Origin of the sequence: Celeribacter arenosi (assembly GCF_039539485.1) — a bacterium.
GTDB classification, from domain to species: Bacteria; Pseudomonadota; Alphaproteobacteria; order Rhodobacterales; family Rhodobacteraceae; genus Celeribacter; species Celeribacter arenosi.
In genome coordinates this window covers 226,005-252,535 of record NZ_BAABDF010000007.1, presented here as the reverse complement: position 1 = coordinate 252,535, position 26,531 = coordinate 226,005, and the positions used below count along the sequence as shown (strand labels likewise).

Sequence of the window (26,531 nt, the reverse complement as noted above, 5' to 3'; positions counted from 1 at the left end):
TGCGTCACCTGTGAGCCGTTAGCGTGCCACGGCGGCCGCATGACGGCGTGCCTTGATTATCAAAACCGCCGGAATGATGAACGACACCATTATTGCCACGCAGACAAAGGCGATCCGTAGCCCATATGCCTGCGAGACAAAGCCGATGAGCGACGGCCCAATGAAGTAGCCTGTGAACCCGAAGAGCCATGCACGTGAGATCGCGAGAGCGCGCTGCTGACGGTGAACGAGTTTGCCGAGGAGCGAATTGGCCGTCGGCACGATCACAGCCATGCCCACCGCCGTGATGGCGATGCCGATGAGGACAATGCCTTGGGACTGCGCGCCCGCAATGACGAGCGAGCCGATAACGCCGAGAACCCCCGACCAGAACACCACCCGTTCCTCACCGAGCTTTTCGGTTGTGACCTGCCCGAGCAACCGGAACACAGCCATCACGAACCCGAGCGTCGAGGGGCCAAAGCCGCCCTCCCCCGCTTCGCCGCCCAACTCGCGTTCAATGAACAAGGCCGACCATGCCTCTGTGGCGTTCTCACCAACGAAGGACACAAAGAGCATCACACCAGTCAACGCGATGAACAGCCATGGCAGGTGCTGCGGCACATCCGTGCCTTCCGGTTCGGGGTCGACCGCGCGCCACCTTTTACCTTCCCACACCAGCCCCCCGAGCAGGAATGCAATCCCCCCCATCATCGGAAATACCTGACCGACCGACCACCCGGCTTGTCGCAGGGTCGCGACAATCAAAGCAGCCGCACCAAAGCAAAGGGAAAACATCGCATGGTTCACGTTCATCAGATGCATGCCATGGCGTTCTTCGAGTTGGCTGATACGCATATTGGCATTGATATCGAGGCCGGAGATCGTCACCCCGAGCGCCGCAAGGATCGGGAACAACATCAACGGGGACGAGACAAGCGCGGGTAGCTGCATCGCCGCGACCATCAGTAAAAGCAACACGGGTAGGATGTAGCGCCCGAGCGCCTGCGCCATACGGGGGGCGAGGTACATCGCCGCCATGCCCCCGACCGACGCCCCCAAGAGCGCGAGGCCAAACTGGGCATCCGATGCCCCCGCCTGTTGCTTGATGACAGGAACCATTGCAGCAAAGGTGCCCCAATAAACGCCAATTGCCCCGAGCGCAAAAAACGGGGCGCGCGAGACGGAAATGGCTTTCAGGATCGACATTTAGCGGGCCTCCCGAGAAATTGTGAGCGCTTTCAAGTCGCTTTGAGCGACGGTAGGCGTCACCCGTGTTCGGCTCAATACGCATTTTCGCAAGGCTCATTCCAGAAATGAAAACAGGGGTTCCCTTCACCCGGATTCTCGCCTATACGCGCGGAATTCATGCGGGTCTACAGCCTTGGAGGAGGCCCGCCCTAATTTTGGAGATTGCAACATGGCAGGCGAAATTCCTGATCTTATTGCCACGGAACGCGCGGGGACGGGCAAGGGCGCCGCTCGCCAGGCTCGTCGTGACGGGCTGGTTCCTGGTATCGTATACGGTGGCGAAAAAGAACCGCTTCCGATCAACATCCCTTTCAACGTGCTGCTTAAGCGCCTGAAAGCAGGCCGCTTTTTGTCGACGCTCTTCAACCTGAAGGTTGAAGGTCAAGACGACGTCCGCGTGATCTGCCGCGGCGTTCAACGCGACGTGGTCAAAGACCTTCCCACGCACGTTGACTTCATGCGTTTGCACCGTACTTCGCGCATCAACCTCTTTATCCCCGTGGAAATCGTGGGCGAAGAAGTTGCACCGGGCGTGAAAAAGGGCGGCGTTGTTACGCACGTACGTACCGAAGTCGAACTGATGGTGACGGCAGGCGAGATTCCTGACCACATCACTCTGGACGTATCCAACGGCAACATCGGCGATGTGTATCACATCTCCGACGTGACCCTGCCCAAGGGGTCGAGAGCTGTCATCGAGCGTGATTTCGTTATCGCGAATATCGCGGCTCCTGCCAGCCTCGGCGGCGGCGCTGCTGATGAAGACGAAGCAGAAGTCGAAGCAACCGAAGAAGCGGGCGCTGAAGAGTAATACTTCTCTCCATCGAATTGATCATGAACGCGGGCGCTTCGGGGCCCGCGTTTTTCTTTGCGCCCCAATTAAGTCTACGCAAATCGTTGTCCCTCGGTTCGACCCTTTGCTAGTCTGCGCGCGACATGGAACAGGGAGGTCGTGATGCGGCTCTTCGTTGGCCTGGGAAACCCGGGCGCAAAATACGCGGGCAACCGACATAATATCGGCTATATGGCGGTGGACCGGATTGCATCGGATCACGGGTTTTCCCCATGGCGTGCCAAGTTTCAGGGGCAAGTTTGCGAAGGGCGGCTGGGCCGCGACAAAGTCATCCTCCTCAAACCGGAAACCTTCATGAACCTGTCCGGCCAGTCCGTTGGCGAAGCCATGCGGTTCTACAAACTCGAACCAACGGACGTCGTGGTGTTCCACGATGAATTGGACCTCGCACCGGGAAAGGTGCGCACCAAGTCTGGTGGCGGACATGCGGGGCACAACGGGTTGCGCTCAATCCATCAACACATCGGCGTCGATTATGATCGCGTCCGAATGGGCATCGGGCACCCCGGCCACAAAGACCGCGTTGCGCCATACGTCCTGTCCGATTTCGCGAAATCCGATGCGGATTGGTTGGACGACGTTATCCGTGGATGTTCTGACGGGGCTGCGTCACTCGCCGATGGTGACACTGCCAAGTTTTCAAACGCGGTTGCTTTGCGGGTCAATCCACCGCGCGCGTCCACGGGGACCAAACCGGCCACTCCCAAAAAGGCGGAACAAACGCCAGCCGCCGTCGAAGACACCCGCAGCGCCTTTGAAAAGCTCCGCGACAAGTTCAGGACATAGAAACGGGGCCGCAAAGGCCCCGCTCACACCCATAGGACCAATCGAATTAATCGGTGCTGTCGCGGCCCTCTTCGCCCGCGATGTCGAACCCGAGGTGACGCGCGACTGCGAAGATGTCTTTGTCGCCGCGTCCACACATGTTCATCACGAGAATATGGTCGTTCGGCAGGGTTGGCGCGATTTTCATGACATGGGCGAGCGCGTGGGATGGCTCCAACGCGGGAATGATGCCCTCTGTGCGACAGGAGAACTGGAACGCCTCCAGCGCCTCTTTGTCGGTGATCGAGACGTATTTCGCGCGACCGGTATCGTTGAGCCATGCATGCTCCGGCCCGATGCCGGGATAGTCCAGCCCTGCAGAGATCGAAAACCCTTCGAGGATCTGCCCGTCATCGTCCTGCAACAGGTAAGTGCGGTTACCGTGCAGCACGCCGGGACGCCCGCCGGTAAGGGAGGCGCAGTGCTCCATCTTTTCGTTCACGCCTTTACCGCCGGCTTCGACGCCGATGATATTCACGCTTTTATCGTCGAGGAACGGATGGAACAGACCCATGGCGTTCGAGCCCCCGCCAATCGCGGCGATCAGCGTGTCGGGCAGACGCCCCTTGCCTTCATGTTCCTCCAGCTGCCAGCGAACTTCTTTGCCGATCACCGACTGGAAATCACGGACCATCGCCGGATAGGGGTGCGGGCCTGCGACGGTGCCGATGCAGTAGAAGGTGTCGCGCACATTGGTCACCCAATCGCGAAGCGCGTCGTTCATCGCATCCTTGAGCGTACCACGCCCGGATGTGACAGGGATAACTTCGGCGCCGAGCAGGCGCATGCGGAACACGTTGGGGCGCTGACGCTCCACATCATGGGCGCCCATGTAGACCACGCATTTCAGCCCGAATTTGGCACAGACGGTGGCGGTCGCCACGCCATGCTGACCGGCGCCCGTTTCCGCAATGATGCGCGTTTTGCCCATGCGGCGCGCGAGAATGATCTGGCCCAGCACGTTGTTGATTTTATGCGCACCGGTGTGGTTCAACTCGTCGCGCTTGAGGTAAATCTTCGCGCCACCGAGCTCTTCGGTCATGCGGGAGGCAAAGTAGAGCGGGCTGGGGCGGCCCACATAATGCTTCCACAGATCATCCATTTCCGCCCAGAAATCGGCGTCATCTTTGGCGCGATTGTATTCTTCCTCGAGCGAAAGAATGAGCGGCATGAGCGTTTCCGACACGAAGCGCCCGCCATAGTTTCCAAAGCGGCCCTTTTCGTCAGGCCCGTTCATGAAGGAATTGAAGAGATCGTTCATTTGATGGCTCCCATGCGTCGCGAAAGACCTAGCCCAAGCACCCAAGCCCGTAAAGTGTCCTACCGGTACTTCGCGGTGATTTACGTCTGTGAGACCCGCAAGAGCAAATCGCCCTAGCCTGCGCGCAACGCCTTCATAAAGGCGCGTATCATCGCAGGGTCCTTCACGCCGGGTGCGGATTCCACGCCAGAGGACAGGTCCACCTGCTTGGTACCGGTCATCTGGACCGCCTGCACCACGTTTTCGGCTGTCAGGCCACCGGCGAGCATCCACGGCGCATTCCAGCCGCGTTTGGAGATAAGCCTCCAGTCAAACGGCAGCCCGTTCCCGCCGGGCAAACCATTCTCCTTTGGCGCTTTAGCATCGACGAGAAGCTGATCCGCGACCATCCCATAGGCATCAAGAACCTGAAGGTCGCGCGGCTCGGAAACACCAATAGCCTTCATGACAGGCAGACCATAGCGCGCGCGCACTTCGCTCACGCGTTCGAGGCTTTCATCGCCGTGCAATTGCAACATGTCGAGGGGGACCTCGCCGGTCAGCCGGTCGAGTTCTTCATCGCTGGCGTTCATGACCAATGCGACCTTGGCCACCCCCACGGGAACGTCCAATGCCAGATCGCGCCCCGTGGGAATGTCGACGTAGCGGGGGCTCTTGGGTACAAAGACGAAGCCGACGTATTGGGCCCCCGCCTCAACGGCAGCCGCAACCGTGACGGGCGTTTTCAGCCCGCAGATTTTAACGCGCGTGTCCATTGGATCAGTTGTCGAGAAGTGCGAGCACTTCGTCGCCCTCAGACTTGGCTTTGTCGGTTTTCAGGCGTTTGACTTCACGGGAAAGACGCTGCTTTGCGAGATGGTTGTCGCGGGCCGCTGCACGATGTTTGTGCTCGCGCATCCATTCCCAGAAAAAGCCGATCAAAAGCCCCGCAACGATCGCGCCAAAGATCACGACATAGAGGGGCAGGCTCACAGAGAAGTCGACACCGACAACCCGACCAAGCTCGGAAGGCAGCAGGGCCAACGTGACGGGTTCGCGGTTCGCGAGCGCAACGGTGACGAGGACTACGGCAAGTGCAGCGAGAAATAGATAGCGAATGGTGCGCATCGGCGCGCTCCTCTCGAATAGGGTCGGATCAATCGTTCAGACGATCTCGTAACAGCTTACCGGTTTTGAAGAAAGGCACATGCTTCTCTTCCACCGGCACACTCTCGCCGGTCCGTGGGTTACGACCCAGTCTGGCATCGCGTTTTTTCACCGAGAATGCGCCAAACCCACGCAGCTCGACACGGTCGCCGCGCGCCATGGATTCGATAATCTCTTCGAAAATGGTGTTCACGATCCGCTCCACGTCTCTTTGGTAGAGATGCGGGTTCTCGTCTGCGATCTTCTGAATGAGTTCAGACCGGATCATGAATTCCCCCGTTTTTGTCGGCGTTGGGCCCGTCTCGTGATGCAGGCTTGCCCAGACTATAGGGGGCGATGTGGTTTCGTGGAATAGCCACATGCGCGCTGAGAGGTGTTTTTTCGGCCTAATACCCTGAGTTTGGGCAAGAAAATTTGCCTTTTTCAAATCAACGGGCCTCGATGGCACCTCCCTCACCGGTTGCTGCATTGCGGCACGCGTAGCGCGATTCGGCGCGTTTCAGCCATTGTCAGGCGGCTGCGCAAAGAGCGCCACCCGTTTCACGCCGATGCTCCAAGCGACCAAAACCCCGAAAAGCGTGCGCATGAAGGGCATCCGCCTTTGCCCAAAACGAAAAACGGCCCCGGATCTCTCCGGGGCCGCTTAAAATCAGTTCGCTTGGAACCTAGACTTATTCGTCGCCGGTCTTCAGAGCAGCGCCGAGAATGTCGCCGAGCGACGCACCGGAAGCGGAGGAACCGTACTGTTCGACGGCCTCTTTTTCTTCTGCAATCTCGCGGGCTTTGATGGACAGACCCAGACGACGGGTTTTCTGGTCCACGTTGGTCACGCGCACGTCGATGTGGTCACCGATCTGGAAGCGCTCAGGGCGCTGCTCGGCACGGTCACGCGACAGGTCGGAGCGGCGAATGAAGGATTTGGCACCCTCATATTCTACTTCGATGCCGCCATCTTCGATCGCGGTGACAGTCACGGTCACGATGGAACCACGTTTCACGCCTTCAACAGCACCAGAGAAGCTGTCGTCGAGGGCTTTGATCGAGAGCGAGATACGCTCTTTCTCGACATCAACCTCGGTGACAACGGCTTTGACCATGTCGTTCTTGTGGTAGTTCTGGATAGCGTCTTCGCCACGCTCTTCCCAAGACAGGTCGGAGAGGTGAACCATACCGTCGATCTCGCCTTCGAGGCCAACGAACAGACCGAATTCGGTGATGTTCTTGACTTCACCTTCAACAGGCGTGCCTTCGGGATGGGTTTCAGCAAAGACTTCCCACGGGTTGCGCATGGTCTGCTTGAGGCCGAGGGAAACGCGACGTTTCGCGCTGTCGATCTCGAGAACCATGACTTCCACTTCCTGCGAGGTGGAGACGATTTTGCCCGGGTGGACGTTCTTTTTCGTCCAGGACATTTCGGAGACGTGGACAAGACCTTCGACGCCTGGCTCCAGCTCGACGAATGCACCGTAGTCGGTGATGTTCGTCACGCGGCCCGTGTGAACGGACTCCAGCGGGAACTTGGCTTCGACGGCATCCCAAGGATCGTCCTGCAGCTGTTTCATGCCGAGGGAGATACGGTGGGTCTCTTTGTTGATCTTGATCACCTGAACCTTGATCGTCTCACCGATTGTGAGGATCTCGGATGGGTGGTTCACACGGCGCCATGCCATGTCGGTGACGTGCAGCAGGCCGTCTACGCCGCCAAGGTCAACAAACGCACCGTATTCGGTGATGTTCTTGACCACGCCGTCAACTTCCTGACCTTCGGTGAGGTTGCCGATAACTTCAGCGCGCTGTTCTGCACGGGACTCTTCGAGGATCGCACGACGGGAGACAACGATGTTGCCACGACGACGGTCCATCTTGAGGATTTGGAACGGCTGCTTGAGACCCATGAGCGGGCCTGCGTCGCGCACGGGGCGCACGTCAACTTGCGAACCCGGAAGGAACGCAACTGCGCCGCCGAGGTCAACCGTGAAGCCACCTTTGACGCGGCCAAAGATTGCGCCTTCGACGCGCTCTTCTGCTGCATAGGCTTTTTCGAGACGATCCCATGCTTCTTCGCGACGGGCTTTGTCACGGGAAATAACGGCTTCGCCGCGGGCGTTCTCGACGCGGTCGAGGAAGACTTCGACTTCGTCGCCTACGGCAACGGTCGGTGCTTCACCGGGATTTGCGAATTCTTTAAGATCGACACGGCCTTCCATTTTGTAGCCGACGTCGATGATGGCCTGACCTGCTTCAATCGCAAGCACTTTGCCTTTAACGACAGACCCCTCTTCGGGTGTGTCAATTTCGAAGCTTTCATTCAGAAGGGCTTCGAAGTCCTCCATAGATACGTTCTGAGCCATGTGGTCTCAATTTCCTTTTCAAACGTTTATGCGGGCCGCGCGGTTGTCTCCACGGGTCTTAGTTTCATTTCGTCTCGGGTCGTTTTTGGCGTGTCGCAGATCAGGGTGCGCAAACACAAACAAGAAGGGCCGGAGGTTTCCCTCGGACCCTGCTCACCCTTGCCCACGACTCTTAACGGCCTTCAGACAGGCGCGCGTATAGGCCGTTTAGGCCATATAGGCAAGGGCAAAGCACGTTCGCGGGGCATGGGTGACTGCGCCGCATGCATGCAAAAAGGGCCGCCCAAAAAGAGCGGCCCCATGCAATATCTTCAATTCAGATCGGGCGGTCAATCGATGCGCACGAACAGGGCTTCATCCGGTTTGCGCACCTTTTTCATGTTTACGAGCCAATCACCTTCTTCGGCACGGGTGCCAACGGCGAGAATGGACAGGGATTTCAACCCCTGCTCGGGCAGTCCGAGAATGGCGTCAACCGCGGCGGGATCGAACCCTTCCATCGGTGTCGTGTCGATTTCCAACTCTGCCGCAGCCGCCAGAGCAAAGCCGAGCGCGATATAGGCCTGACGCGCCGCATGTTCCGCGTTCACATGTGCGTCGCGGGGAAGATAGATGGACTTGAGCATGTCGTAATATGCATCCAACGCTTCACGGGTGCCGGGACGTTCCTCGGCGTGCTGGGCGACGACTTCTTCGATGCGCTCTTCGGTGTAGTTGTCAAAGCCTGCGAAGACGAGAACATGCGACCCTTCCAGGATCTGCGCCTGGTTCATTGCCGCCGCCGCGATTTTTTCGCGGGTCTCGGTGTTCGTGATCACGAAGACTTTGAACGGCTGAAGGCCCGAAGACGTCGGTGCGAACCGGATAGCTTTGAGCAGACCCGCGATTTTTTCATCGGACACCGGTTTTGTCGGGTCCATTTTTTTGACGGCGTAGCGCCAGTCCAGATTATCAAGCATCATCAATCCTTCGAACTGCACCCACAGCGGGCGCGCGTATAAATCAGATTGTGTACTTGATGTGTTACGGGGTCGGCGGCAACCTTCGCAGGTGCAGAATGCCTGTGCGCCAATGCAGGGTCGTGCAGGCTTTAATATCGCGCCGCCGCCACCATGCTGCGGGCAAACCTCAGGTCAGTCGTGCGAGGCGCGCGATATAGTCGCCCTCGCTCTCTTTGGGTTTGCGCGCAAAGGGGAATGCGCCCCCGAATTCGCTGGCGTCACGCGCAGCCTGAGCCATTTCATCAATCACACGCATCGCCTTTTCGGGCGAAATGGGCGGACGGGTGCCATCGAGTTGCAGTGACACGCCGAGTATATCCGCACCGACAATGTCATAGCCCATTGACCACTCCGAGAACCGCGTCGGCTGGTCGGTATGTGCGTCATGCAGGACCTCGATGGAGTGGTGACGCGGGTCTTTGAGGATGCGGGCAAAGATCGAACGCACGGCGTCTTCGGTGCCATGGAGGACCTGAAAGAACTGCATTTCAGCACGCCACAGGTATCCGGTGACGCCGGCCGCGCGATTATTGACCAGCGCTGCGCGCAGAATTTCGATGTCGCTGGAATCCAATTCGGGATTGATTGCAACGGATCTGTAGAGAAGCTGAAGCATCTTCGTGGCCTTGAAATTTCGCCCTGTGGACCAACTACCCACGCCATACTGTTTTAATCAACTTAAACCCGCGCAGCCATGGCCTGCGAAACAATCTGCGCCACTATTTTGACCGCCTCATCAATTGTCATATCGGATGTATCGATCACCATTGCATCGTCGGCGGGTATGAGAGGGGCCGCCGCGCGCGCGCTGTCGCGTTCGTCGCGTTCGCGCAGGTTTTCAAGCACCTCCTCGACGCTCACATCTTCACCCGACGCGATGAGTTCTGCGTGGCGTCGACGCGCGCGCACTTCATCGGTTGCGGTAATGTAGAGTTTGACCTCGGCTTCCGGACAAATGACCGTGCCAATATCGCGCCCGTCCAGCACAGCACCACCAGAGCGGCGGGCAAAAGCACGCTGGAAATCGACCAAAGCCGCGCGAACCTCGGGGATCGCTGCGACGCGGCTGGCCGCCTGTCCCGCATCGCCACTGCGCAGATCATCCCGCGCGAGATCATCGGCAGTGAGGCTCTGTGCGGCGTCAATGGGTGACAGTCCCTCATAGGTTTTCGCACCGGTCGCGCGGTACAATAGACCCGTGTCGAGGTAGGCAAGGTCGAATTCGCTCGCAACCGCGCGCGCGACAGTTCCCTTACCGGCTGCGGCGGGACCATCAATAGCGACACAGAACGGCATGGCAAACTCCTTCAATCGGGCAACCTTTTTCGCCGCAAGCAGGCGCTGTGTCAAACGCCGTTAGTTGTCGCGCGAAACCTCTGCGCCAAGGCCGGTCATCAATTTTTCAAAATCGGGAAAGGATGTCGCAATGGGCGAGCCGTCGTCAACCTGGCAGCCGTTCTGCGCGGCCATGCCAAGAACCAGAAACGACATCGCGATACGGTGGTCGATATGGGTCTCGCAGGTTGCGCCGCCTTTGACGCCATTTGGCCCCAAACCGTGAACGATCAATGTGTCGTGATCTTCCTCGATCGTGACCCCGCATTTCTCCAGACCACGCGCCATCGCATCGATCCGGTCGCTTTCCTTGACGCGCAATTCCTTTACGCCCTTCATTACCGTTTTGCCCTCTGCAAAGGAGGCGACAACAGAGAGGATCGGGTATTCATCAATCATCGATGCGGCCCGCTCGGGCGGCACGTCGATGCCTTTGAGCTTCGAATATTTCACGCGCAGGTCCGCGACGGGTTCGCCGCCCTCTTCGCGCTCGTTTTCATAGGCTATGTCCGCGCCCATCTCGACCAGAGTGGTGTAGAGCCCGTTGCGTGTTCCGTTCTGGCTAACACCGGGCACGAAGATTTCGGAGCCTTCGACGATCAGCGCCGCACAGACAGGAAAGGCCGCAGACGAGGGATCGCGCGGAACGGCCACGTCCTGTGGCTTTAGCTCCGGCTGGCCGGTGAGCGTGATCTTGTAGCCCTCGGCGGTCTTTTCGGTGGTGATATCGGCACCGAACCCTTTGAGCATCCGTTCGGTGTGATCGCGGGTGGCTTCTTTTTCAATCACGACGGTTTTCCCCGGCGCGGTGAGGCCCGCGAGAAGCACGGCCGACTTCACCTGCGCGGAGGGCACGGGCGTCGTGTAGGTCACAGGAACCGGTTCCGCCGCACCAATCAGCGTAAGGGGTAGACGCCCCTGAGAGCGGCCAACTGAGCGTGCGCCAAACAGAGCCAGCGGATCGGTGACACGCCCCATTGGCCGTTTGCGCAGGGAGGCATCGCCGGTAAAGGTCGTGGCAAAATCATGCGTCGCGACCGCGCCCATGATCAGGCGCACGCCGGTGCCCGAGTTGCCACAATCGATCACATCTTCGGGCTCGCTAAACCCGCCGACGCCAACACCGTTGACGCGCCATTCACCTGTCCCCTCGCGCGAAATTGCGGCCCCCAGCGACTGCATCGCCTTGGCGGTATCAAGAACGTCCTGACCTTCCAGAAGGCCCGAAATGCGTGTTTCCCCGACAGCCATCGCGCCGAAAATCAAAGCACGATGGGAAATGGATTTGTCGCCCGGAATAGAGGCTGTACCTTTGAGCGCGCCGCTTTTGCGCGCAGACATCGGGATCGGGGTTGCGTGGGCGGACATTGACGTTCCTCGCTCGAATGATCGTGGTTCGCCGCCGGAGTTACCGCAAGGTGATTTGCGCGTCTACCGGATTACGTCCGCTCACCGAGCCAAATTTCAGGATTGTGCTGGGCGATGTCGCCGAAAATCTCTTCGCCCAACGCATCGCGCAGGGCGAGGGAGACGGCTTTTTCGGAATGCTCTTCCTGCAGTGTCATATAGAAATCCGACCCGAACAGGACACGCGTTCGGATGCTTTCATCACGCAGGAAGAGTTTCAAAAGCGGCTGGAAACTCTCGAACCGGAACATCGTGTAGGAAATATCGACCCAGAGGTTCGGATAAGCCCCGCTGGTGAGCATTTTGTTGATTTGATAGACCCAGTTGCGGGCTTTGGAATGGGCCAGATCGGGGTCGAACCCGTCATCGATATAGGACGCCCAATCCTCCTTGCCGCCATAATGCGCCAGACAGAGCCGCAAATCGGGAAATGACGAAAGCACACGCCGGAACGCATAGGGCTCACATACCGCATCGCGCTGCGCCCCATCCCAGCCCTTTAGATATACGCCGCCACGTGAGCAATGGACCATAACAGGCAAATTATTTTCGACGCAGTAGGGATATATCTGGTCCATCAGAACCGGATGGTCCGGCGCGAAACCGGTTGGGGGATAAAGTTTAACCCCCCGAAATCCCAGTTCCTCAACACAGTGGCGCAACTCTTCCATCGCGGTGTGCGGGGCCTCGCGATCGGGATACACGCAGGCAAATGGAATGATGTTGTCAGGGTGCTTCGCCGTCAGTTTCGCCAGTTCTTCATGCTGGTCACGGATCGGTTTTTCGACGGGCCCGTGTCCAATCAGATCCATATCGAGCGGCAACACGACGAACCGCGTGTCGGCGGGGTAGAACCGGCGCAGATGTCGGAACACCTCGGCTTGTGATGTGCGTTGGCCCGCGCGATGGAACGCCTCCAAGCGCAGCATGCTCGCAGCGAAGCTTTCATAGGGGAGCAACTCCGCGACCCACCGCGCAAAGCGCACCAGTCCGGGGAAGTAGCGAAAGACGACCACGAAACGGTTCGGGAAATAGCGCGGCGTATGAGCCGTCGTGAATAGATGCACATGGCAATTGGTAATACGGATGTCGCTCATGTGGTCCCCCCGACGCTACTTCGGGGGAGCCTAGCAGATTTGATGCGCTCTGTGCAGACCGCTCGCCCGCTACTTACGTTCAAAAGTCATGTAGTGTGGTGTGCGCCCTTCACGGAGTGCTTTTTGTTCATAGCGCGTGGAAATCCAGTCCTCCCACGGCGTGTGCAACTCGTCCGGCCCACCCGCGAGCCATCCAAAACCGGCCTTGGGCACCTCTTCAATCGTCTGGCGCACGTAGTCTTCAATATCGGTCGACACGCGAAACTGCGCGCCCGGTTTGAGAACGCGGTGCAAGGGTTCGAGATGCTCCTGTGTCACGAACCTGCGCCGGTGGTGGCGCTTTTTCGGCCATGGATCGGGATAGTTCAGGAACGCTCTTTCGACGGATCCGTCCTCAAGCACATCGAACAGATCACGCGCGTCGCCTGCATGGATGGCGACATTGTCGAGCCCTCCGCAGCGCCGCAGCCGCCCCAGACACATCGCCACCCCGTTCACAAAGGGCTCGCACCCGATGATCGCGATATCGGGATAGGTCTGGGCCATATGGACGAGATGCTCACCGCCACCAAATCCGATCTCGACCCAAATCGGCCTGCCGTCAAAGCGGGTTTTCAGGTCGAGCTTTTCGCGGTCCGGGTTTTCTTCCCAGCTCACAGGACCGGGCGCGAGACCCGGAAGGTCCTCTTCAAGGTAATCGATCTGAGCCTTGTTGAGAGTTTTGCCATGGATGCGGCCGTAGAAATTACGCCACGGGGCGCCGGATTTATGGGTATCTTCTGTCATGCGCGGTCGCTTAGCAGTCCGCCGCATTCTCGGCAAGCCACGCGCGCGGTTCCAGGACGAATGCGCGAACGCTGCGCAGGGTTGTCATCTGCTCCGCGCGCACGCTTAGAAAGCAAAAAGGCGCGCCCCTTATGGACGCGCCTTTTTTAACATATGCGTTCACATCACACAGCGTTGGCCAACGCCTCTGCCAAATCGGTCCGTTCCCATGAGAACCCGCCATCTGCCTCGGGCGCGCGCCCGAAGTGACCGTAGGCCGCGGTGCGCTGATAAATCGGCCGATTGAGCGAAAGATGCGTTCTGATGCCGCGCGGCGTGAGATCCATCACCTTGGGGATCGCGGCCTCGATGACTTCGGGGGCCAATTGGCCGGTGCCATGCAGATCCGCGTAGATCGACAGGGGAGCCGCCACGCCAATCGCGTAAGACAGTTGGATGGTGCAGCGATCGGCCAAACCTGCGGCGACGACGTTTTTTGCAAGATAGCGTGCCGCGTAGGCAGCGGAACGATCCACTTTGGTCGGGTCTTTGCCGGAGAAGGCCCCGCCACCATGTGGTGCCGCGCCGCCATAAGTATCGACAATGATCTTGCGCCCCGTGAGACCGGCATCACCATCTGGTCCGCCAATCACGAATTTTCCGGTCGGATTGACGTGCCAAACCGTGTCGCCGGTGATCCAGCCATCGGGCAGCGTCTCGCGAATGTAGGGTTCGACGATGGCGCGCACATCGCTACTGTCGAGCGTTTCGTCAAGGTGCTGTGTCGAGAGCACGATCGACGTCACACCAACGGGAACGCCATTTTCATAGCGCACCGAAAGCTGTGACTTCGCATCCGGGCCGAGTGCGGGCTCTGTACCATTCTTGCGCACTTCGGCAAGGCGGCGCAGGACAGCATGCGCGTATTGGACAGGCGCGGGCATCAACGCCTCGGTTTCATTGGTGGCATAGCCGAACATGATGCCCTGATCACCGGCACCTTCGTCCTTGTTTTCGCGGGCATCGACACCTTGGGCGATATGGGCGGACTGTTCGTGCAGGAAATTGGAGACCTTCAGAGTCTTCCAATGGAATTTCTCCTGCTCGTAACCGATGTCGCGCACACAATCGCGCACGATACCGTCGATACGGCCCATGTATTCGGTCAGACGGTCCTGATTTGACAGGCCAACTTCGCCGCCAATCACAACGCGATCCGTGGTCGCGAAGGTTTCGCAGGCAACGCGCGCTTCAGGTTCCTCGGCAAGGAAGGCATCCAGCACGGCATCGGAAATGCGGTCGCACACCTTGTCGGGATGTCCCTCGGATACGGATTCCGAGGTAAAAACATAGTTCGGTCGGGACATGAAAATCGCTCCATTGGCTGTCGCCCGTCACGCCAGGAAGCCGTTGTGCGGGCCGTCAAGCGACTCGGATATCGGGGCGGTCGGTGGCGGTCAACCGTTATTTCTAATACCCGCTGCGGGTCCGGACCCGCCGCGAGATACCTCCGATCAATAGTAAGATGATGAACGAAACGATAACGGGCCATTCGCCGCGACGCGCATAGGGCGTTTCAGGCAACGGCTGAGGCAATGCAGCCTCGATCGCACCGGCCTCGCCAAGCGGCAATGACGCCACGACATCGCCGCGCGCATCAATGATCGCGGAAATGCCTGTGTTGGCCGCTCTGACCATGGGCAGTCCGGTTTCGATGGACCGAAATCGCGCCTGTGCCAGTGACTGTTGGGGGCCGGAATAGGTTCCAAACCACGCGTCATTCGTAATCTGCAGCAGGTAGTCGGGACGGCTTTCGGTGCGCAAATCCCGTGGAAAAATCGCCTCGTAACAAATCAGTGGCAGGGCGCGACCAATGGGTGTGTCAAATATGACCGGCGCCGCACCGGCAGAGTAGCCGTAGCCATTCCTCGCAGTGAACGCCTGTAGACCGATGGTTTCCAACAGTCCCGGAAGAGGAATATATTCGCCAAAGGGCACCAAATGCCGTTTGTCATAGATCTGTTCCGGCGCGCCGGTTGCGTCCAGCAGAATGGCACTGTTGTAGCCTTGCCAAAGGTCAACGCGATTGAGCCCCACAATGGCACGCGCTTTTCCGGCGGCCTGCGCGACGGCCACGAGTTCCCGCCCTGCCCCGTCGAGCGGTGTGGCGATGGATGTTTCGGGCCAAACCACCAAATCGGCCGCCCGCGACGGCGTCAGTGCCAGCGCGGTGTCAAAGAACATATCGGTGTATGCAGGATCCCATTTCAGATGCTGCTTTGCATTTGGTTGAACGACCCGAACGACATGATCGGTGGGCGCGGGTGCTGGCTGATCGAGTATAACACCAACAGTGGTCAGGGCGCCCGCCACGACGACAAAACCGAGCAGTGCAGGGGCATTGCGGCGCAGAACCGCCGCCGCCGCAAGCGCGGCCAGCGCAAAGGAAATAAGGGTGAGACCATAGGGTCCCGACCACGCCGAGAGCGCAGCAAGCGGCGTGTCGAGCCAAATGTATCCCGGCAATGCCCAGGGAAATCCGGTGAAAACCCATCCGCGCGCAAGCTCCAATGCGCCCCAAAGCGCCACCAGTCCAGCGAGCCCGAGGTCGAACCTCTTGGCCAGATAAAACGCCGCGCCCCAAAACAGGGCAAGCCCGCCTGACATGGCGAAGAGGGCAAAGGGGATCATCCAGCCATGGCGCCATGGCTCAACGAGGAAGGGATTGGCCAACCACGTCAGGGACACTACGAATGCGCCAAGGCCGAACACCCAACCGGTCCAACCGGCATCGCGCGCGCTGTTAGATCGGGCCCAAAGCACGACCCCGATCGTCAGCCCAACGAACGCCACTGGCCAAGCCGAAAGCGGCGCCTGACCGAACGCAACGGCAACACCGCCGAGCGCGGCGAGTAACCGTCGCAGACGCCACTCCATTCAGGCTGTCACTTTTGCCGCAACTTCCGCAGCCTTGCGTGCGGCACGGGCCGCTTGTGGCAGGCGCACGCGCACACGTTTGATCCGGCGCGGGTCCGCATCGACAATCTCGAACTCGGTCCCCGAAGGGTGGCGGATCACTTCGCCACGCGCAGGAACGCGGCCTGACAGCAAAAAGACCAGACCACCGAGGGTGTCGATTTCTTCTTCGTCTTCCTCGGGTGCGAGCTTCAGGCCGGTTTCGACCTCGAACTCTTCGAGCGGTGCCTTGGCCTGTGCGATGTAGACGCCCGGCGCGGATTTGGACCAAAAGGCGTCCTCTTCCGTGTCGTGTTCGTCTTCGATCTCGCCGATAACCTGTTCGACCAGATCTTCCAGCGTCACCAAACCGTCGACACCACCATACTCATCAATCACGAGCGCCATGTGCATCCGTTCGCTCTGCATCTTTTGCAAAAGAACACCGATGGGCATTGAGGGCGGGGCATAAAGAAGAGGGCGCACCATCCGTTTGAGGTTGAACCGTTCGCCTTTGCCATTGAAGCCGTGGCCCAAGGCAAAGTCTTTTAGGTGCACCAGACCAATGGGGCTATCCATTGTGCCCTGATAAACCGGCAGACGCGTCATTCCACTGTCGCGGAAGATCGTCACCAGATCATCTTTGCGGATATCATGGGGAACGGCGACCACCTCTGCCTTGGGGACCATCACGTCATCCACACGCATCCGGCGCAGGTTCACCATTCCCGGACGCGACAATGATGTCACGGCCATGGCTGGGGGCGCGCTAACGGGTGATGTTTCGGCTGATTTCGATGAACCAAGGAGGGTCGCGAAGCGACTCCACATGGATTTTGGCCGGCGCTCAACTACACGAGACGCGTCCGAAGACGCGCCACTCTTACTCAAAGGATCCAGCGGCGCGCTCTGCGCTGCCGTAGAAGATCCAGGCTCTTTATCGCCCATAGGCCCTTTCCAGTATTACTTACCCATTTCGTGGGTAGATCTCTAATATGGGTCCGGTAGACCCATAATGACAAGTATCTCCGTCTCCGTGCCTTCCATTATTTCGGCATCTTCGTCGGTGATGTGATCATAGCCCAACAGATGTAACAGTCCATGAACGAGCAAATGGGTTACATGATGGTCAAATGATTTGCCCTGCTCATCGGCTTCCCGCGCGCAGGTGTCAAAGGAAATCGCCACATCCCCCAATTCTATCGCCCCCTCAAAGTCCGGCTGTGGCAATGTGGGGCGGTTTCCGGGGTTTGCGCGTTCCTCTGCGGGCCACGATAGCACATTGGTGGCTTTGTCTTTTTCGCGAAACCCTGCGTTGAGTTCACGGATGCGGGGATCATCACAGGCTAGAACAGCCCCTTCGCAGGCTTCGACATCAATTCCCAGATGCGCGCACAATGCCCCAATAGCCGCCTGCGCGAGCGCGTCCATGCCCGCCGTTTCCCAACGGGCATCTTCGATCACAACCTCGATGGGCATTGGCCCGGAACTCCTGCTTATTGCGCCTCGTCGGCCTCATAAGCTTCGATGATCGCGGCGACAAGCGGATGTCGCACGACGTCCTTGGAGGTGAAATAGTTAAACGACACTTGTTTGACGTCAGCCAGAATGCGTTCCGCGTCCCGCAGACCCGATTGAACCCCGCGGGGCAAATCGACCTGAGACCGGTCGCCGGTAATCACCATACGCGACCCCTCACCCAAACGGGTCAGGAACATCTTCATCTGCATAGTTGTTGCGTTCTGAGCCTCGTCGAGGACCACAAAGGCACGGCTGAGCGTACGCCCCCGCATGAAGGCAAGCGGCGCAATCTCGATGACTTTCTCTTCACGCATCTTGAGAACCTGCTTGGCCGGCAGAAAGTCGTTCAGCGCATCATAGAGCGGCTGCATATAAGGATCGACTTTCTCATCCTGCGTGCCGGGCAAAAACCCGAGCCGCTCTCCCGCCTCGACGGCGGGGCGCGAGAGGATCATTTTATCGACCACGCCATTGATGAGCATGTTAACGCCCACCGCGACCGCCAAATATGTTTTGCCGGTACCCGCAGGACCAATTCCGAAAGCCAGTTCGTTTTTGAACAGGTTGGCCACATAGGCCTTCTGCGCTTCGGTGCGTGGCTCGACAAGCTTTTTGCGGGTCTTGATCTCGATATCGCCGCGCTTGAACATTTCCATCTGGTCGCCAAGCGTTTTTCCCTCAGGATCCTTCGACCCCATACGGATCATGCCGTCGATCTCGCCCGCGTCGATTTCGCGGCCCGCTTCCAGTTTACTGTAGAGTTCCTGAAGCACCGCGCTGGCTTTACCGCGCCCGTCCCCCGTGCCCATGACAGACAGCATATTGCCGCGTCGCACGATCTGAACATCCAGTTTGTGCTCAATCTGGGCGAGGTTTCGGTCGAATTCCCCGCACAGGTCGATCAACAACCTGTTGTCGTGAAATTCCAGCAACGTTTCGTGGACTGCGTCCTTCGAGGTCGGGGGGGTTAACGCGCTCAGGCCCAAATACTGTCTCCCTAGGAAGATTCTATACCCTCAGCTTGGCAAGGGATTGCGTTCAAAGCAAGCGGGGACACAAAATCTTCTTCTACGGAGCACAAATTTGCGTGTGAGGCGCGTGATTGCACAGTCAACAGGCACAGTGAAAACAATGCCGGATCCGCGCGCCGCAAGCGCGCCAAAAATAGTTAACGCGAACTGGGATTGGTGGCGCGACGCCAGGCCCCTCACTGCGATGTCGTCGCGCCGATCGCCAAGGGAACCCGAGGCGACACCCTGAACTTAGCAGGTTGTCCGACGCCAATAAGACTTAATCGCAAAGGTATTGTATCGGGTTTCGTATCCAGTCTTGATAAATTGGGGAGACTGTCCCGCGACGATACTATGGTTAACGGATCACCCGACCGCCCAGAGAGTTTGTCGCGCTTTCAGTAATCGCGACTCGCACCATGTCGCCCACGGCCACGGTATCGGTCACATAAACCGCATGCAGATGTTCCGACTTGCCAACCATTTGACCCGGCATCCGCCCTGCCCGCTCTATCAGAACGGAGACTTCGCGCCCGACCATGGCATTCTGGAATTCACGTTGTTGCGCGGTGATCAACTCCTGCAAGCGGTACAGACGTTCGGTTGCCACGGCAGGATCAACCATCTTGTCACCCTTTTCTGCCGCGGGCGTGCCTGGACGGGGTGAGTATTTGAACGAAAACGCGGAGGCGTATTTGACCTCGCGCACCAGCGCCATGGTGTCTTCGAAGTCCGCATCCGTTTCACCGGGAAAGCCGGTGATGAAATCGCCGGACAGGGCAATGTCGGGACGCACTTCACGCATCCGCTCTATCAGGCGAATGTATTCGGCGGCGGTGTGTTTGCGGTTCATGGCCTTGAGAATGCGGTCGGAACCGGACTGCACGGGCAGATGCAGATAGGGCATGAGTTTTTCGCAATCACCATGAGCTGCGATCAGGTCGTCATCCATATCGTTGGGATGGGAGGTGGTGAAACGGATGCGTTTGAGCCCGTCGATTTCCGCCAACCGCCGGATCAGGCGCGCGAGCCCCCAAGTCCCATCGCTCCCCTCACCGTGGTAGGCATTCACGTTCTGCCCCAGCAAGGTAATCTCGCGCACGCCGCGCTCCACGAGGTCTTCAGCTTCGCGAAAGATGCGATCCACCGGACGCGACACTTCGGCGCCACGGGTATAGGGCACAACGCAGAAGGCGCAGAATTTATCGCACCCTTCCTGAACGGTCAGAAAAGCCGCAGGGGCGCGTTTCGCTTTGGGGCGGGCTGTGAGTTTCTCGAATTTATCTTCTTCGGGAAACTCGGTATCGAGCGCCTTAACACCCCCGCCTGCGCGTCGCTCCAACTCCGGCAAGCGGTGGTAGCTTTGCGGGCCAACTACCAGATCGACCATGGGCTGACGGCGCATGATCTCTTCGCCCTCGGCCTGCGCCACACATCCAGCGACACCGATTTTCAGGTCCGGCTTCGCGATTTTGAGATCCTTGTAGCGGCCCAGTTCGGAGTAGACTTTTTCGGCGGCCTTTTCGCGGATGTGGCAGGTGTTGAGAAGGATCATGTCCGCCTCTTCGGGGCTCGACACCTCGGCATAGCCCGACCCGCCCAGCGCTTCGGCCATGCGTTCACTGTCGTAGACGTTCATCTGACAGCCGTAGGTTTTGATGTAGAGTTTCTTCTCGCCAGCCATGGGCCCGCCCGCGCATATCAAGGGAAAGACAAAGCGGTTCTCTATAGGAAGCGGCGCATTGGGGCAAATGGGTTTTGGCGGATGCCCGCCTGACCGGTCACCCAAAGGCCGCGCGGCGCGCGCTTGCATTCGCGCGCCCTTCATGGCCTCTTGGCCGGTATTGGCACACAACGCCGCTAAACGGACGCCCTATGCATTACGACACGCTCGACCAATTCATCGCAGATGGAAAAGACGTATTGGCCAACGGGCCGATTGCCCTCATTTTCGCTGAAGACCCTGTCGAGGTTGTATCTACCCTTTCACATCACCTGAATCTGGGGTTCGGGGCAGTGATCCTATTCGCGCCCGACGAAATCGGGGTTCCCGCAGAAACTGCTGCGCAAATCCATCGCGTCCGCGTCAACACCACAGGCCCCGACGTGGTTCCGTCGACAGTCAATCGTTTGATCGACGAGGCCAGCGGCACCTGGATGTTTTTCTGCTACAACGGCGAATACCTCTTTTTCCCGTTTTGCGAGACCCGAACCATCCGCGATCTGGTGACGTTCCACGCAGAAGAGCGGCGAAACGCCATGCTCACCTATGTGGTCGACCTCTACGCCGGCGACCTCGCCACTGCGCCCTCAGGTGTTGACCCTTCTGATGCCTATCTGGACAAATCGGGCTACTATGCGCTCGGGCGATCAGGTGATGACGGGCGCTCAAAAGAGCGGCAACTGGATTTTCATGGCGGCCTTCGGTGGCGGTTCGAAGAACATGTCCCCCCTGCACGCCGCCGCATCGACCGCATTTCGATCTTTCGTGCCAAGAAAGGCCTGCGCCTTCTCGATAATCGCGTGTTCAATGACGAGGAATACAACACCTATGCCTGCCCTTGGCACCATAACCTCACAGCGGCAGTTGGATCGTTCCGCACGGCCAAGGCGCTCAAGGCAAACGCAGGCTCGACCTACGACATCCCCACATTCCGGTGGCACAATTCGACACCGTTTCAATGGAATAGCCAGCAGTTGATGGATTTGGGCCTGATGGAAACCGGACAGTGGTTCTAGCCACGGGTTTACATCCGTCGATTTAGCCCTATCCTGCCTGCCGTAAACGAGAACCTGCGTGGCCCTGACGTGCCGCGTGGCCTCCAAACTCACCCCCGACACGAAAGCTATCCTATGACCGAAGTTAAATCGGGCGATACTGTCCGCATTCATTATACCGGAACTCTGGAAGACGGGACTGTATTTGACAGCTCGACCGGTCGCGACCCGCTCGAATTCACAGTGGGATCGGGCCAGATCATTCCCGGCCTCGACAAACACCTGCCAGGCATGAACATCGGCGAACAGAAAACCATCGTTGCCGAAGCCGCAGAAGCCTATGGTCCCCGCCATGATGACGCGCAGCAGGACGTTCCCCGCGAACAGATCCCTGCGGAAATCCCGCTCGAAGTCGGGCTGCAGCTGCAGATGCAGAGCCCACAGGGTCAGGTGATCCCGGTGACTGTCATTGAAGTGACCGAAGAGAAAGTCACACTCGACGCCAATCACGCGTTGGCAGGCAAAGACCTGACATTCGCGATCGAACTGGTCGAAATCGTCTAGGGCGCAAACGCACCATCGAATTCTAAAGGGCAGCGCAGAACGTGCTGCCCTTTTTCATTGAATATCATCGACTGACGCGCCAAAGGAAATTATGGAAGAGTTCAATCCGGATTGCGAAAACTGTGCGGCGCTGTGTTGTTTCGCGCTCGCCTTTGATCGCGGCGACATGTTCGGCCATGACAAAGATGCAGGCGTGCCGTGCCATAGGCTCGACGGGAATGCGTGCTCTATTCACGACAAACTCGCGGATCGCGGATACCATGGCTGTGTCGCGTTTGACTGCTTGGGCGCGGGTCAACGCACGACAGCCCTCTTTGATCCGACGTGGCGCGAGGACAGGTCCGTCACACGCGCAATGATCGCGGCCTTTTCAGGGATGCGTGCCCTTCAGGAGGCGCGGCTCATGTTGGCGCTAGCGATGCGCGGCGGACCGGTTGCACTCACAGACGACCAAAAGCATGAAGCCGCGCAATGGGATCAACGCCTGCAGAGCATCGCGGAAGATGTGGACGCTGTGTCCCGATATGACTCAAAGCCGCTGCACGAATGGCTGCAGAGCCTCGCACCAATGGTCACGCGCTAGTCCAGATCTTCGCGCACGATACGGTCCTCATCCACGCCCAGCGCGATCAAGTTCTCGCGCACATCGTCGATCATCTTTATCGGACCACAGACGTAGAAATGCCCAACGCTCGGATCGATGTGATCGGCGAGGAAATCGCGGTCAATGCGACGCGTCGCAACGCCTTCGGCATCCTCTTCGTCGGTCACGGTGAACACGGTTTTCAAACCGGGCATCTGCGCCAGTTCTTCGCGGAGGATGATGTCGTCGGTGGTTTTGTTGGAAAAGATCAAGGTGCAATCCGCCAGCGATCCGTTCGCGCGGGCCCGTGATCGCAACACGGCGAGAAAGGGCGTGATACCTGCTCCTCCGGCGATGAATACACCCGGGCCTTCGTCCGAAATGGCGCCCCAGGGTTCGGATATTTCCACCATCTCGCCACTTCGCAGGGTCGGAATTTCTTTCGTCACGCCGTTGTGGTCGGGATAGGATTTGATGACGAACTCCAATGTCCGCTCATCCGGTCCGTTCACCGGCGTAAAGGGACGTTTTTCATCCCGAAATCCCTCTCGCAGGATCGCAAAGTCAACCGCCTGACCGGGCGTAAAAGTAAACCCTTCCGGCTTGGCAAAAACCAGATGGCGGGTGTCGTGGGTGACTTCTTCGTTCAATTCGAGTGTCAGCAGTGGCATGTCGCGCCTCCTTTTGATGTCAAAGGATGAACGCGGGGAGCCGCCCACAGGTTCCCCTATGCCGGAGGTGTAAAGCCTTCGCGCAGGCGTTTCGCCTTTTGGCGATGTTCGCAGTCGGGCATGTGATCGTTCACCAATCCCATCGCCTGCATGAACGCATAACAAGTCGTCGGGCCGACAAGTTTCCAGCCGCGTTTTTTGAGATCCTTGGACAACCGCTTTGACGTTTCCGTTGTTGCAACCATCAACTGACCATCCTTCTCGTCCTGCGTGGGCTCAAATGACCAGAAATATGTGGCGAGCGACCCGAACTCCGTTTCCATCTCGATCGCACGGGCGGCGTTGTTGATAACCGCTTCGATTTTGCCGCGATGGCGCACGATGCCCGCGTCCTGCACGAGGCGCTCTACATCGGCCTCGTCAAACCGCGCCATTTTGTGATGATCGAAATTCGCGAAACCGGCGCGAAAATTTTCACGCTTTTGAAGGATTGTCCACCACGACAGGCCGGACTGGAATCCTTCGAGGCAAATCTTTTCAAAGAGCCGCCGGTCGTCATCAACCGGATAGCCCCATTCTTCGTCGTGATAGCGGATGTATTCAGGATCGGATGCGCACCATGCACATCGAACCTGTCCATCATTGCCGGTAAAAGTGTTCATGGGCGATCCCCCTGCTGCGCGCACCACAAAAGCCGCGCAGGCATGGTGAGGTCAACAGTCAGATCGGATCAGGTGGATTTTGGCCGCAAACGGATCACCACATCGACCGAGGCAATTTCCATCCCCTCGGGGGCGTCCGGCAGCCGCGCGATTTTGAGCTCTTTGGCGGGCGCATCGGTCAGCTCACCCTTATCTTCCCAGAAGAAATGCGGGTGCTCGTCCATGTTGGTGTCGAAATACGACCGTGTGCCGTCTACCGTGACTTCCTGCATCAGGCCCGCGTCGCAAAAGGCGCGCAATGTGTTGTAGACCGTGGCAAGGGACACCTTTTCACCGCTGTCGGCGACCGCGTCATAGAGGCTCTCGGCTGTGACATGGCGATCATGACCGTCGCCCACCAAAGCACGCGCAAGAGCGAGACGTTGACGCGTCGCCCGCACGCCCGCCTGCGCAAGCCATGCCTCACCGCGACGGATCTCTATTTGGGTAGATTGGCTCATGCATCACCGGATTGCTTCACTAGAGCGCAATATAGGGCCTATGCCCCCCGTTTTTCAAACGAATTCCCATTCCCCCTCCAGCCTTGCACCCGAAGGCGGCGGGGTGGTAGAGGGAGAATAAGCAAAGAAAAGCGTAGGAAGGCGAGAGCAGCCATGGCAAATTACCCCACCAGCTTCACCAAAGAAGACCTTCTGAAATGTGCCGCAGGCGACCTGTTCGGCCCCGGAAATGCGCAATTGCCCGCGCCACCCATGCTCATGATGGACCGCATCACCGAGGTCTCCAGCGACGGGGGCGCGCACGGCAAAGGTCACATCATGGCCGAGTTCGACATCACGCCTGACCTGTGGTTTTTCGACTGCCATTTTCCCGGCAACCCGATCATGCCCGGCTGTCTCGGCCTTGATGGCCTGTGGCAGCTTACCGGTTTCAACCTCGGCTGGCGTGGCTGGCAGGGGCGCGGTTACGCACTCGGTGTGGGCGAAGTAAAGCTCACCGGAATGGTGCGCCCTGACCGCAAAATGCTGACCTATAAAATCGACTTCACCAAAGCGATCCAGACACGCCGCCTGACCATGGGTGTGGCTGACGGCATCGTCGAGGCCGACGGCGAAGTGATTTACATTGTCAAAGACATGAAGGTCGCTCTGTCGGAAAGCTAAGCTGCGCGCGGGTCGATCGCCTGCCCGATCTGCACGCGGGCTGCGGCCGTTTCTGATCTCAAATCCGGGGCGCGCATTGGGCGATGTGGCAGGGTTCTACCTCTGCCGCCAAACCCGTTCACGCTTGCACCCCTACGTCAGGCTGGCTTACACAGGATTAACCAAAGGTACAGGAGTATTCATGCGTCGTGTCGTCGTCACCGGTCTCGGGATCGTCTCCGCAATCGGCAATAATGCCGAGGAAGTTCTCGCCTCTCTCAAGGCAGGAAAATCCGGCATAACCGCCAATGAAGACATGAAGGAATACGGGTTCCGCAGCCAAATCGCCGGTGCCGTGGACCTCGACATCAAAGAGCATGTCGACAAACGCGCACTGCGTTTCATGGGACCTGGCGCCGCCTACGCGCATATCGCGATGGGTCAGGCAATTGCCGATGCCGGTCTGGAAGAGAGCGATATTGTCAACGAACGCACGGGCCTGATCGCGGGCTCCGGCGGTCCGTCCACCTCCGCCATGTTTGCCGCACACCAGACGGTTTTGTCTTCTGGCGCGACGAAACGCATCGGGCCGTTCGCCGTCCCCAAATGCATGTCGTCGACGATCTCCGCGAACCTTGCGACGGCCTATAAAATCAAGGGCATCAACTACTCCATCACCTCGGCCTGCTCGACTTCGCTCCATTGCATAGGGTCTGCCTCCGAGCAGATCATGATGGGCAAACAGGACATCATGTTCGCGGGCGGCGGTGAAGAACTCGACTGGACCCTTTCGTGCCTGTTCGACGCGATGGGTGCGATGTCGTCGAAATTCAACGACACCCCAGCAAAGGCCTCGCGCGCATTCGATGCGGACCGCGACGGCTTTGTGATCGGTGGCGGTGGCGGCATTGTGGTGCTTGAGGAACTCGAGCACGCTTTGGCTCGCGGCGCGACGATCTACGGCGAAGTCACCGGCTTTGGCGCGACGTCCGACGGCCACGACATGGTGGCACCATCCGGTGAAGGCGGCGAGCGGGCGATGAAGATCGCACTCTCCACCCTGCCCGCAGATCGCACGGTCGGCTATATCAACGCACATGGCACCTCCACGCCGGTTGGCGATGTGGGCGAAGTCGAAGCGGTGCGCCGCACCTTCGGCGAGGGCAAAACGCCCCCGATCTCTTCGACCAAATCCATCACCGGTCACACGCAAGGCGCGGCAGGCGCACTTGAATCGATCTTCTGCCTACTGGCGCTAAAGCACGATTTCATCATTCCGTCGGTAAACGTCGAAACGCTCGATCCTGCGATCCGTGAAGGCGAAATTGCCACCAAACTGGTCGAAAACGCCGGTCTGGACACGGTGATGACGAACTCTTTCGGTTTCGGCGGCACCAACGGCTCAATGCTATTGTCGAAATTTAAAGGGTAATC

General features: G+C 58.7%; 28 protein-coding genes and 1 riboswitch. Of the genes, 7 read left to right on the top strand and 21 right to left on the bottom strand.

Features of this window, described 5'->3' with window-relative positions; all coding sequences use genetic code 11:
• Positions 1 to 18 precede the first annotated feature (18 nt).
• Positions 19 to 1,188 carry an MFS transporter gene (locus tag ABD815_RS08860; protein ID WP_344846429.1) on the bottom strand — a complete coding sequence of 390 codons (1,170 nt, stop codon included), beginning with the start codon at positions 1,186 to 1,188 and terminating at the stop codon, positions 19 to 21.
• 211 nt (positions 1,189 to 1,399) lie between these two features.
• Between ABD815_RS08860 and ABD815_RS08855 the strand changes: the two genes are divergently transcribed.
• Positions 1,400 to 2,041: a 50S ribosomal protein L25/general stress protein Ctc gene (locus ABD815_RS08855; protein ID WP_344846427.1), complete on the top strand. Its 642-nt coding sequence runs from the start codon at positions 1,400 to 1,402 to the stop codon at positions 2,039 to 2,041.
• A 144-nt stretch (positions 2,042 to 2,185) separates the two neighbouring features.
• The gene (gene pth / locus ABD815_RS08850; RefSeq protein ID WP_344846425.1) at positions 2,186 to 2,869 is read left to right on the top strand and encodes an aminoacyl-tRNA hydrolase; all 684 of its coding nucleotides are present in this window, start codon (positions 2,186 to 2,188) and stop codon (positions 2,867 to 2,869) included.
• A 46-nt stretch (positions 2,870 to 2,915) separates the two neighbouring features.
• Here pth and trpB read toward each other — a convergent pair whose 3' ends face one another.
• From trpB to miaB, 17 genes are all read right to left on the bottom strand, one after another.
• Positions 2,916 to 4,169 carry a tryptophan synthase subunit beta gene (trpB, locus tag ABD815_RS08845; RefSeq protein ID WP_344846423.1) on the bottom strand — a complete coding sequence of 418 codons (1,254 nt, stop codon included), beginning with the start codon at positions 4,167 to 4,169 and terminating at the stop codon, positions 2,916 to 2,918.
• 113 nt (positions 4,170 to 4,282) lie between these two features.
• Positions 4,283 to 4,924 carry a phosphoribosylanthranilate isomerase gene (locus ABD815_RS08840; protein WP_344846421.1) on the bottom strand — a complete coding sequence of 214 codons (642 nt, stop codon included), beginning with the start codon at positions 4,922 to 4,924 and terminating at the stop codon, positions 4,283 to 4,285.
• Between the two features lie 4 nt (positions 4,925 to 4,928).
• Entirely contained in the window at positions 4,929 to 5,276 is a 348-nt protein-coding gene (locus tag ABD815_RS08835) for a lipopolysaccharide assembly protein LapA domain-containing protein (RefSeq protein ID WP_344846419.1), read from the bottom strand.
• Positions 5,277 to 5,304: 28 nt separating this feature from the next.
• Positions 5,305 to 5,583: an integration host factor subunit beta gene (ihfB, locus tag ABD815_RS08830; RefSeq protein ID WP_344846418.1), complete on the bottom strand. Its 279-nt coding sequence runs from the start codon at positions 5,581 to 5,583 to the stop codon at positions 5,305 to 5,307.
• Between the two features lie 403 nt (positions 5,584 to 5,986).
• Positions 5,987 to 7,666: a 30S ribosomal protein S1 gene (gene rpsA, locus ABD815_RS08825; RefSeq protein WP_344846416.1), complete on the bottom strand. Its 1,680-nt coding sequence runs from the start codon at positions 7,664 to 7,666 to the stop codon at positions 5,987 to 5,989.
• Between the two features lie 329 nt (positions 7,667 to 7,995).
• Positions 7,996 to 8,628, bottom strand: coding sequence for a nitroreductase family protein (locus tag ABD815_RS08820; RefSeq protein WP_344846414.1), 633 nt, complete (start codon positions 8,626 to 8,628; stop codon positions 7,996 to 7,998).
• A gap of 166 nt (positions 8,629 to 8,794) precedes the next feature.
• Positions 8,795 to 9,283: a BLUF domain-containing protein gene (locus tag ABD815_RS08815; protein WP_344846412.1), complete on the bottom strand. Its 489-nt coding sequence runs from the start codon at positions 9,281 to 9,283 to the stop codon at positions 8,795 to 8,797.
• Between the two features lie 62 nt (positions 9,284 to 9,345).
• A complete protein-coding gene (locus ABD815_RS08810; protein WP_344846410.1) occupies positions 9,346 to 9,963 on the bottom strand; it encodes a (d)CMP kinase in 618 nt (205 codons plus the stop codon).
• 60 nt (positions 9,964 to 10,023) lie between these two features.
• On the bottom strand, positions 10,024 to 11,370 hold the full coding sequence (gene aroA, locus ABD815_RS08805) for a 3-phosphoshikimate 1-carboxyvinyltransferase (protein ID WP_344846408.1): 1,347 nt from the start codon (positions 11,368 to 11,370) through the stop codon (positions 10,024 to 10,026).
• 71 nt (positions 11,371 to 11,441) lie between these two features.
• Entirely contained in the window at positions 11,442 to 12,506 is a 1,065-nt protein-coding gene (locus tag ABD815_RS08800; RefSeq protein WP_344846406.1) for an amidohydrolase family protein, read from the bottom strand.
• Positions 12,507 to 12,575: 69 nt separating this feature from the next.
• Positions 12,576 to 13,292 carry a tRNA (guanosine(46)-N7)-methyltransferase TrmB gene (gene trmB, locus ABD815_RS08795; RefSeq protein ID WP_344846404.1) on the bottom strand — a complete coding sequence of 239 codons (717 nt, stop codon included), beginning with the start codon at positions 13,290 to 13,292 and terminating at the stop codon, positions 12,576 to 12,578.
• Between the two features lie 164 nt (positions 13,293 to 13,456).
• Entirely contained in the window at positions 13,457 to 14,638 is a 1,182-nt protein-coding gene (metK, locus tag ABD815_RS08790) for a methionine adenosyltransferase (protein ID WP_344846403.1), read from the bottom strand.
• Positions 14,639 to 14,644: 6 nt separating this feature from the next.
• Positions 14,645 to 14,693, bottom strand: a riboswitch (SAM-SAH riboswitch).
• Between the two features lie 48 nt (positions 14,694 to 14,741).
• Positions 14,742 to 16,208 carry an apolipoprotein N-acyltransferase gene (lnt, locus tag ABD815_RS08785; protein ID WP_344846402.1) on the bottom strand — a complete coding sequence of 489 codons (1,467 nt, stop codon included), beginning with the start codon at positions 16,206 to 16,208 and terminating at the stop codon, positions 14,742 to 14,744.
• Entirely contained in the window at positions 16,209 to 17,174 is a 966-nt protein-coding gene (locus tag ABD815_RS08780) for a hemolysin family protein (protein ID WP_344846401.1), read from the bottom strand.
• A 42-nt stretch (positions 17,175 to 17,216) separates the two neighbouring features.
• A complete protein-coding gene (gene ybeY / locus ABD815_RS08775) occupies positions 17,217 to 17,705 on the bottom strand; it encodes an rRNA maturation RNase YbeY (protein ID WP_344846399.1) in 489 nt (162 codons plus the stop codon).
• A gap of 17 nt (positions 17,706 to 17,722) precedes the next feature.
• Entirely contained in the window at positions 17,723 to 18,733 is a 1,011-nt protein-coding gene (locus tag ABD815_RS08770) for a PhoH family protein (RefSeq protein ID WP_344846397.1), read from the bottom strand.
• 382 nt (positions 18,734 to 19,115) lie between these two features.
• Positions 19,116 to 20,441 carry a tRNA (N6-isopentenyl adenosine(37)-C2)-methylthiotransferase MiaB gene (gene miaB / locus ABD815_RS08765; protein ID WP_344846395.1) on the bottom strand — a complete coding sequence of 442 codons (1,326 nt, stop codon included), beginning with the start codon at positions 20,439 to 20,441 and terminating at the stop codon, positions 19,116 to 19,118.
• 191 nt (positions 20,442 to 20,632) lie between these two features.
• On the opposite strand from miaB, the gene ABD815_RS08760 reads away from it, so the two are divergent.
• From ABD815_RS08760 to ABD815_RS08750, 3 genes are all read left to right on the top strand, one after another.
• Complete coding sequence (locus ABD815_RS08760) at positions 20,633 to 21,496, top strand: hypothetical protein (RefSeq protein ID WP_344846393.1); 864 nt, start codon at positions 20,633 to 20,635, stop codon at positions 21,494 to 21,496.
• A gap of 114 nt (positions 21,497 to 21,610) precedes the next feature.
• Positions 21,611 to 22,039: an FKBP-type peptidyl-prolyl cis-trans isomerase gene (locus ABD815_RS08755; RefSeq protein ID WP_344846391.1), complete on the top strand. Its 429-nt coding sequence runs from the start codon at positions 21,611 to 21,613 to the stop codon at positions 22,037 to 22,039.
• 91 nt (positions 22,040 to 22,130) lie between these two features.
• Positions 22,131 to 22,622: a hypothetical protein gene (locus ABD815_RS08750; RefSeq protein WP_344846389.1), complete on the top strand. Its 492-nt coding sequence runs from the start codon at positions 22,131 to 22,133 to the stop codon at positions 22,620 to 22,622.
• Here ABD815_RS08750 and ABD815_RS08745 read toward each other — a convergent pair.
• The 3 genes from ABD815_RS08745 to irrA all read right to left on the bottom strand — a co-directional run bounded on the left by ABD815_RS08745 (position 22,619) and on the right by irrA (position 24,455).
• Positions 22,619 to 23,293 carry an FAD-binding oxidoreductase gene (locus tag ABD815_RS08745; protein WP_344846387.1) on the bottom strand — a complete coding sequence of 225 codons (675 nt, stop codon included), beginning with the start codon at positions 23,291 to 23,293 and terminating at the stop codon, positions 22,619 to 22,621. The genes ABD815_RS08750 and ABD815_RS08745 overlap by 4 nt on opposite strands.
• Positions 23,294 to 23,349: 56 nt before the next feature.
• Positions 23,350 to 23,955 carry a DNA-3-methyladenine glycosylase I gene (locus ABD815_RS08740; RefSeq protein WP_344846385.1) on the bottom strand — a complete coding sequence of 202 codons (606 nt, stop codon included), beginning with the start codon at positions 23,953 to 23,955 and terminating at the stop codon, positions 23,350 to 23,352.
• A 68-nt stretch (positions 23,956 to 24,023) separates the two neighbouring features.
• Complete coding sequence (gene irrA, locus ABD815_RS08735) at positions 24,024 to 24,455, bottom strand: iron response transcriptional regulator IrrA (protein WP_344846383.1); 432 nt, start codon at positions 24,453 to 24,455, stop codon at positions 24,024 to 24,026.
• 153 nt (positions 24,456 to 24,608) lie between these two features.
• Between irrA and fabA the strand changes: the two genes are divergently transcribed.
• Both fabA and fabB read left to right on the top strand, forming a co-directional pair.
• The gene (fabA, locus tag ABD815_RS08730; RefSeq protein WP_344846381.1) at positions 24,609 to 25,118 is read left to right on the top strand and encodes a bifunctional 3-hydroxydecanoyl-ACP dehydratase/trans-2-decenoyl-ACP isomerase; all 510 of its coding nucleotides are present in this window, start codon (positions 24,609 to 24,611) and stop codon (positions 25,116 to 25,118) included.
• A gap of 181 nt (positions 25,119 to 25,299) precedes the next feature.
• A complete protein-coding gene (gene fabB / locus ABD815_RS08725) occupies positions 25,300 to 26,529 on the top strand; it encodes a beta-ketoacyl-ACP synthase I (protein ID WP_344846379.1) in 1,230 nt (409 codons plus the stop codon).
• Positions 26,530 to 26,531 lie beyond the last annotated feature (2 nt).

What these genes read in the sequence shown, in the direction of transcription:
- ABD815_RS08860 (WP_344846429.1), bottom strand. Translation starts at nt 1,188, where the DNA reads ATGTCGATCCTGAAAGCCATTTCCGTCTCGCGCGCCCCGTTTTTTGCG.
- ABD815_RS08855 (WP_344846427.1), top strand. Translation starts at nt 1,400, where the DNA reads ATGGCAGGCGAAATTCCTGATCTTATTGCCACGGAACGCGCGGGGACG.
- pth (WP_344846425.1), top strand. Translation starts at nt 2,186, where the DNA reads ATGCGGCTCTTCGTTGGCCTGGGAAACCCGGGCGCAAAATACGCGGGC.
- trpB (WP_344846423.1), bottom strand. Translation starts at nt 4,169, where the DNA reads ATGAACGATCTCTTCAATTCCTTCATGAACGGGCCTGACGAAAAGGGC.
- ABD815_RS08840 (WP_344846421.1), bottom strand. Translation starts at nt 4,924, where the DNA reads ATGGACACGCGCGTTAAAATCTGCGGGCTGAAAACGCCCGTCACGGTT.
- ABD815_RS08835 (WP_344846419.1), bottom strand. Translation starts at nt 5,276, where the DNA reads ATGCGCACCATTCGCTATCTATTTCTCGCTGCACTTGCCGTAGTCCTC.
- ihfB (WP_344846418.1), bottom strand. Translation starts at nt 5,583, where the DNA reads ATGATCCGGTCTGAACTCATTCAGAAGATCGCAGACGAGAACCCGCAT.
- rpsA (WP_344846416.1), bottom strand. Translation starts at nt 7,666, where the DNA reads ATGGCTCAGAACGTATCTATGGAGGACTTCGAAGCCCTTCTGAATGAA.
- ABD815_RS08820 (WP_344846414.1), bottom strand. Translation starts at nt 8,628, where the DNA reads ATGATGCTTGATAATCTGGACTGGCGCTACGCCGTCAAAAAAATGGAC.
- ABD815_RS08815 (WP_344846412.1), bottom strand. Translation starts at nt 9,283, where the DNA reads ATGCTTCAGCTTCTCTACAGATCCGTTGCAATCAATCCCGAATTGGAT.
- ABD815_RS08810 (WP_344846410.1), bottom strand. Translation starts at nt 9,963, where the DNA reads ATGCCGTTCTGTGTCGCTATTGATGGTCCCGCCGCAGCCGGTAAGGGA.
- aroA (WP_344846408.1), bottom strand. Translation starts at nt 11,370, where the DNA reads ATGTCCGCCCACGCAACCCCGATCCCGATGTCTGCGCGCAAAAGCGGC.
- ABD815_RS08800 (WP_344846406.1), bottom strand. Translation starts at nt 12,506, where the DNA reads ATGAGCGACATCCGTATTACCAATTGCCATGTGCATCTATTCACGACG.
- trmB (WP_344846404.1), bottom strand. Translation starts at nt 13,292, where the DNA reads ATGACAGAAGATACCCATAAATCCGGCGCCCCGTGGCGTAATTTCTAC.
- metK (WP_344846403.1), bottom strand. Translation starts at nt 14,638, where the DNA reads ATGTCCCGACCGAACTATGTTTTTACCTCGGAATCCGTATCCGAGGGA.
- lnt (WP_344846402.1), bottom strand. Translation starts at nt 16,208, where the DNA reads ATGGAGTGGCGTCTGCGACGGTTACTCGCCGCGCTCGGCGGTGTTGCC.
- ABD815_RS08780 (WP_344846401.1), bottom strand. Translation starts at nt 17,174, where the DNA reads ATGGGCGATAAAGAGCCTGGATCTTCTACGGCAGCGCAGAGCGCGCCG.
- ybeY (WP_344846399.1), bottom strand. Translation starts at nt 17,705, where the DNA reads ATGCCCATCGAGGTTGTGATCGAAGATGCCCGTTGGGAAACGGCGGGC.
- miaB (WP_344846395.1), bottom strand. Translation starts at nt 20,441, where the DNA reads ATGGCTGGCGAGAAGAAACTCTACATCAAAACCTACGGCTGTCAGATG.
- ABD815_RS08760 (WP_344846393.1), top strand. Translation starts at nt 20,633, where the DNA reads ATGCATTACGACACGCTCGACCAATTCATCGCAGATGGAAAAGACGTA.
- ABD815_RS08755 (WP_344846391.1), top strand. Translation starts at nt 21,611, where the DNA reads ATGACCGAAGTTAAATCGGGCGATACTGTCCGCATTCATTATACCGGA.
- ABD815_RS08750 (WP_344846389.1), top strand. Translation starts at nt 22,131, where the DNA reads ATGGAAGAGTTCAATCCGGATTGCGAAAACTGTGCGGCGCTGTGTTGT.
- ABD815_RS08745 (WP_344846387.1), bottom strand. Translation starts at nt 23,293, where the DNA reads ATGCCACTGCTGACACTCGAATTGAACGAAGAAGTCACCCACGACACC.
- ABD815_RS08740 (WP_344846385.1), bottom strand. Translation starts at nt 23,955, where the DNA reads ATGAACACTTTTACCGGCAATGATGGACAGGTTCGATGTGCATGGTGC.
- irrA (WP_344846383.1), bottom strand. Translation starts at nt 24,455, where the DNA reads ATGAGCCAATCTACCCAAATAGAGATCCGTCGCGGTGAGGCATGGCTT.
- fabA (WP_344846381.1), top strand. Translation starts at nt 24,609, where the DNA reads ATGGCAAATTACCCCACCAGCTTCACCAAAGAAGACCTTCTGAAATGT.
- fabB (WP_344846379.1), top strand. Translation starts at nt 25,300, where the DNA reads ATGCGTCGTGTCGTCGTCACCGGTCTCGGGATCGTCTCCGCAATCGGC.